This is a genomic window from Rothia nasisuis, assembly GCF_928381405.1.
In the GTDB taxonomy this organism is placed as follows: Bacteria; Actinomycetota; Actinomycetes; order Actinomycetales; family Micrococcaceae; genus Rothia; species Rothia nasisuis.
In genome coordinates this window covers 1-422 of sequence record NZ_CAKMSB010000052.1, presented here as the reverse complement: position 1 = coordinate 422, position 422 = coordinate 1, and the positions used below count along the sequence as shown (strand labels likewise).

General features: G+C 64.5%; 1 protein-coding gene. It reads left to right on the top strand.

Annotation, left to right across the window (positions count from 1 at the left end; translation table 11 throughout):
• The coding region (locus tag L6966_RS11990; protein ID WP_237233471.1) for a transporter substrate-binding protein at nucleotides 1-422 on the top strand (422 nt) is incomplete at both ends.

The following is a 422-nucleotide window of genomic DNA, read 5'->3' as shown; positions in this document are numbered from 1 at the left end:
CGCTCCGCCCACGCGTTCATCCGCGCCTATGCGCAACTGCGAGAGGAGGACGCCGAGTTCAGCGCCGAACGCCGTCCGTTTGTCGCCTGCAACCTTTCGGAACTCGATCTCGCGGACCTCAGCCCGCAGGCCAAGGCCGGCCACATCGTCACCAATATCTATCTGGACCGGCTCGACACAGAGGAGAACCGGCGTTTCAAGGCGCGATTGGCAGCCCGCCGCGGCGACGACCGGCCGGTCACCGGGCCATTCGTCTTCGCCTATATGGCGGTTTCGGTCCTCGCCCAGGCAATCGCCGATGCCGGCACTGATGATCCCGACCTGATCCGCAAACTGGTGACGCAACGACAGTTCGATACGCCGATCGGCCCGATTTCCTTCGATCCGCGCACACATTACGCCGGGTTGCGGCCGTTCATCGG